General features: G+C 37.1%; 5 protein-coding genes and 3 pseudogenes. All 8 read left to right on the forward strand.

What is annotated here, in order from left to right; genetic code table 11:
• Positions 1 to 78 precede the first annotated feature (78 nt).
• A complete protein-coding gene (locus tag AB1L08_RS21440) occupies positions 79 to 507 on the forward strand; it encodes a YhcN/YlaJ family sporulation lipoprotein (protein WP_142782519.1) in 429 nt (142 codons plus the stop codon).
• A gap of 17 nt (positions 508 to 524) precedes the next feature.
• Positions 525 to 1,004: a stage V sporulation protein AC gene (spoVAC, locus tag AB1L08_RS21445; protein ID WP_009336486.1), complete on the forward strand. Its 480-nt coding sequence runs from the start codon at positions 525 to 527 to the stop codon at positions 1,002 to 1,004.
• Positions 1,004 to 2,023, forward strand: coding sequence for a stage V sporulation protein AD (gene spoVAD / locus AB1L08_RS21450; protein ID WP_061794311.1), 1,020 nt, complete (start codon positions 1,004 to 1,006; stop codon positions 2,021 to 2,023). The genes spoVAC and spoVAD overlap by 1 nt, the downstream gene beginning before the upstream one ends.
• Positions 2,020 to 2,370, forward strand: a complete 351-nt coding sequence (spoVAE, locus tag AB1L08_RS21455; protein ID WP_063442737.1) for a stage V sporulation protein AE — start codon at positions 2,020 to 2,022, stop codon at positions 2,368 to 2,370. Before spoVAD ends, spoVAE begins: the two co-directional genes overlap by 4 nt.
• Before the next feature lie 11 nt (positions 2,371 to 2,381).
• Positions 2,382 to 2,588, forward strand: a complete 207-nt coding sequence (locus AB1L08_RS21460) for a DUF1657 domain-containing protein (protein WP_169189517.1) — start codon at positions 2,382 to 2,384, stop codon at positions 2,586 to 2,588.
• 30 nt (positions 2,589 to 2,618) lie between these two features.
• A pseudogene (locus tag AB1L08_RS21465) lies at positions 2,619 to 3,477 on the forward strand (DUF421 domain-containing protein).
• 115 nt (positions 3,478 to 3,592) lie between these two features.
• Positions 3,593 to 4,100 (forward strand): annotated as a pseudogene (locus AB1L08_RS21470) (DUF421 domain-containing protein).
• A 352-nt stretch (positions 4,101 to 4,452) separates the two neighbouring features.
• Positions 4,453 to 4,869, forward strand: a pseudogene (locus AB1L08_RS21475) (PLDc N-terminal domain-containing protein); the annotation flags it as partial.
• Positions 4,870 to 5,167 lie beyond the last annotated feature (298 nt).

Raw genomic sequence — 5,167 nt, forward strand, 5'->3', positions numbered from 1 at the left:
ACAAACCTAATTATACCAAAGGTTGGAGCCCTTTTTGTATTTATAAACTAGATTTTACTTTCGTAATCCAGGATTATAATGGTCATTGGTTTCGCATCAGGATGTAATGGTAATCAAAATGAATTTATTCAAGGTAATAGTACTTTTGGTATTTCACAAGTACATACAAGTAAGCCAATTGATCAATCCGTTGCCAATCATGCGAAAGAAAAGATAATTGCCAAGGAAGATATTACAGACGTAAAAGCTGTGAATACTGATAAAGAGCTTATGGCAGCGATTAAAGTTGAGAATTTTGATCGATTTCGATTAAAGAGTATCGAGAAGTCAGTAAAATCCGACTTAGAAAAAAAATATCCGGACTATAAAGTTTTTGTTTCGACTGATAAAAAAATATTCTGGGAGCTTGAAAAGGTCGAGCAAAGACTGAAAAAAAACGATATGAATAAGAAGAACTTAAAAAATGATTTGAACAAACTGAAAAGTCTTATGAAGGAACAAACCTAAAGAGGAAGGATCGAGTTATGTCTAACAATCAAAAGAAACAACTTACTCCTGTGCAACAGGAATATCAAAAATTGCAAAAACAACGAGAGATCAAAAGACCGGTTGTTAAAAATTGCATTAAGGCCTTTTTAACCGGTGGACTTATTTGTTTGATTGGTCAGCTTATTTCAGACTTTTACATTTATTATTTCGATTTTACTGAGCAAACGGCCGGAAATCCGACGGTGGGTACGTTAATTTTTATTACAATGCTTCTTACTGGTTTTGGCGTATATGATCGAATGGCCCAATTTGGTGGGGCTGGAACAGCTGTACCTGTAACAGGTTTTGGCAATGCGGTTATATCGCCTGCCATTGAGCATCGAACCGAAGGATTTGTACTGGGCGTAGGTGGCAACATGTTTAAATTAGCGGGGGCGGTTATTTTATTTGGTGTTTTTTCTGCTTTTGTCATTGCCTTAATTAAAACCACTTTAATCCAGTGGGGTGGTTTATAATGCTAGCAGGTCATCGTACATGGATCTTCGAACAAAAGCCTGTCATTATCTCCACTGGAACCGTTGGTGGACCATTTGAAGCCAATGGTGCTATCCCAGATGATTTCGATACTCTTCATGCTGATTTATGGCTTGGGCAGGATTCCTATGAGAAAGCACATAAAATCCTTTTTGAAGAGGCTTGCCAAAAAGCCATGGAAAAAGGGGGCATACAAAAAGATCAAGTTCAATTTATCCTAGCTGGGGACTTAATCAATCAAATCACCCCAACAAGTTTCGCTAGCAGAACGATTGGAGCGCCTTATTTTGGCTTATTCGGTGCTTGCTCTACCTCGATGGAAGGACTGGCTCTAGGTGCTTATATTGTAAATACAAAAGGAGCGAAATATTTGTTAACAGGAGCTTCCAGTCATGATACAGCTGTTGAAAAACAATTTCGGTATCCAACTGAGTATGGTGGACAAAAGCCACCTACGGCACAATGGACGGTTACTGGTGCAGGTGCAGCCCTATTAAGTGATTCTGGGGAAGGACCTCATGTCACATCTGCCACAATTGGTCGTGTAATCGATATGGGATTGACAGATCCATTTAACATGGGAGGAGCTATGGCGCCAGCTGCGGTTGATACCATTGAAGCCCATTTAAAGGAACGAAATGTTGAGCCATCTTATTACGATTTAATTGTAACCGGTGACCTTGGCCAAATCGGACAGGAAGTGTCCATGGATCTATTTAAAAAGCATGGAACTCCTATTAGTGAAGAACAATACCAAGATTGTGGCCTTATGATTTATCGGGAAGGACAACCCGTTCTTGCAGGGGCAAGCGGTGCAGGCTGTTCAGCAACGGTAGTTTATGGGCATTTATTAAACCGCATGAAAAAAGGTGAATTTAAACGAATGTTAGTTGTGGCAACAGGTGCTTTGCTTTCACCGTTGTCCTTTCAGCAAAATGAAACAATTCCTTGTATCGCCCATGCAGTGTCAATTGAATACGGAGGTGAACAATTAACATGATCTATTTTTGGGCTTTTGTCGTAGGCGGTTTAATTTGTATCATTGGGCAAATTATGTTTGATGTATTTAAATTGACACCAGGTCATACCTTAAGTGCTCTTGTAGTGATTGGGGCGCTTTTAGATGGATTTGGACTATACGAGCCTTTGATTGATTTTGCTGGGGCAGGGGCTACCGTTCCGATTACAAGTTTTGGGAATTCGCTTGTTCATGGTGCGATGCAGGAAGCAGAAAAACATGGGTTAGTTGGTGTACTGACAGGAATGTTTGAAGTAACTAGTTCTGGTATTTCAGCTGCCATTGTTTTCGGCATGTTAGGAGCTTTAATTTTTAAACCAAAAGGATAAGGAGAATTTGGATGACAGTAGGTTCAGATGTTAAACAGTGTTTTTCCAGTCTAAAAGGGGTAGAAGCAAGTCTTTCGAGCTTAGCCTTACGGACTCTTGATGATAAATCGAAGCGAACTTTACATGAGACTATGATGGTCGTACACGAAGTAACAAAAGATTTAAAAAAAAGAGTCGGAGAGTTAGAAGGAGAGGAACTTCAGTACAAGGGCTTCTAGATAAACTATATTTACAGGGGGTGTCAAGCAGTGCCTGAATGGTTAGATATAGCTGTACGATCAGCATTCTTTGTTGTTGTTTTATTTTTCATTACAAAGTGGTTAGGGAAAAAGCAAATTTCTGAACTATCTTTCTTTGAATATGTCACCGGTATGTCAATTGGAAGTATTGGAGCAGAAGTAGCTATGGGACTTGAACGGAATATTTTTCACGGAGTCATTGGAATAGTCATCTTTGCTGCTATCCCCTTTCGCTGGTTTAATTTCATTAAAAAGTAAACGTTTTCGCAATTTTATAGAAGGAAAAGCAACTGTATTTATCAAAGATGGGAAGATTATGGAAGATAATTTAAAAAAGGAAAGATATACGACAGATGAACTGTTAGATCTCCTTCGCAGGAAGGATGTCTTTCAAGTCTCTGATGTAGAATTTGCTGTTTTAGAGGCAACAGGTGATTTATCTGTGATGCTAAAGAAAGAAAATCAACCTTTAACAGCAAAGGATATAAACTTGAAGGTTGCTTCAATCAAGGAGCCTCAGACCATTATTATGGATGGTACAATAATGGATGAACCACTAGCCACGATTGGACGAAGTCGGGCTTGGCTACAAACTGAATTAGAAAAACTAGGGGTAACGATTGAAAATGTATTTCTGGGACAGGTTAATTCTTACGGAGAGTTAACGATTGATCTGTTTGACGATAAATTACAAGTCGCACCCCCACAAGAAAGACCCTTAATTCTTTCAACCTTGAAAAAATGTCAAGCAGACTTAGAACTATTTGCTCTTGGAACGGAATCAAAAGACGCCAAACAAATGTATAGGTTAAACAGTGAAAAATTACAAGAAGCCATTGATAAAGTGACCCCTATTTTAAAAGGATAAGGATTTAGCTTAGATTCATACATGACGAAAAAAAGATACCATTTTTAATTGAAATAAGTTTAAAAACCTTAGTCCAATTTCGGACTAAGGTGAATTTTTTTACGAGGTGTTAGAAGTGTCTATTTTTTTAGTTAAAGTTATTTTTATCTATATTGTGTTTATTGTAGCAGTAAATATTTTAGGGAAATCAGCTCTAGCCCAACTTACCCCTCATGATTTTGGAGCGATTCTTTTTTTATCTTAATCGAAAGTTAAAGGAAAGTAGATATCCTTTACCTGAGCTGTTGTCTAATTTAAGAACAACAGGATATCCGGATATTCACGATAATGAATATGCGATTTTGGAAGCAACAGGTGAAATTAGCATTTTTCCAAGAAAAGAATTAGTTCCTATTACTCCAAAAGATTTACATATGAAAGTGGAATACCGCGGATTACCCATAGCCGTTGTCATTGAAGGGAAAGTGCAAAAGCGTAAATTAAAATTTATCAACAAAAATGAAAAGTGGTTAAAGGAAGAACTAAAGGCAAAGGGATATCTTCAAATCAAAGATTTTTTTTATGCTGCTGTTAGAGATACCGATCATTCATTAACCATTAACAAAAAAGATGTTAACGACTAATTTTAAGACGATTTCCTCCCAATATAAATTAATGTTTTCTCTTATTTACTTCTTATTGCATTTACCACTTTCATTTTCCAAATTTATAAAAAATTATACCTATATTTAGGAATTTACCAGATGGTAATTTTCAAAATCACTAAGTCTCTAGTTAGGACAGTGCCCAGATCATTACGCCTTTCTTGATGTCAGAACTTTCCCAACCTTAATTCTCTTTTTTTCGTTCTTAATATCTTATACAAGTTCTTATAAAGGTAGTCCATAATATATAACAGACAATCTCTTCATATTCCATACGTATACTGGTTACATAGTTTGTACATGTTAAGAGTAACAGAAGGAGGGATTCCAGTTGGAGTGGATTTTTTATCTATACCTGTTAAATACGTTCTTTATCTTATTCATAGCAATTTGGGAAGTTCGTCGGCCTGCCAAGGCTTTGAATTGGATAATAATCGTCCTTTTTTTACCTGTCATTGGTTTCTGGCTATATCTTAGCATATCAAACCCTAAGTTTATTCATCGAAAAAGATTGACCTGTTCTAAAAATGAATCTAACAAATTACCTGAGACATTCGGTGCTTCAGCATCGGTAATTGCCAATGCTTTACGGCATTTCACTGTGAATGGGCTTCGAATGGGCCAAGTCCAAGTGTTTAACAATGGGATAGCAAAATATGATCAACTCCTTGTATCCCTGCAAAAAGCCCAAGAAACCATTGATCTGGAATATTTCATCTATCGGAACGACCAAATTGGTAATCGAATCGTGTAAAGAATCACTTTGTTCCGTCAAAAATAGGCCTTCTTTATTCAAATTCCTCCGGCGTGATTTCTGTACTTCCCTGAATTAATATGCTAAATTTTTTGCATATTATAAAGGGGAGTTTTTTATGATCATTATTCATGATTTTGGAATTGGGCTTGAAGAATATGGATTAAGAGGAAAAGAGAATGAATTTCCCATGTTTGACCGATGTCCCGACTGTAATTGTATTGCCCAAGGGAATGTTCATCGAAATGGCTATTACTGGAGGTACGGAATTGATGAGGCGGATCAGGCCCTG

This window comes from Siminovitchia jepli, assembly GCF_047228825.1.
Taxonomy (GTDB): domain Bacteria; phylum Bacillota; class Bacilli; order Bacillales; family Bacillaceae_C; genus Siminovitchia.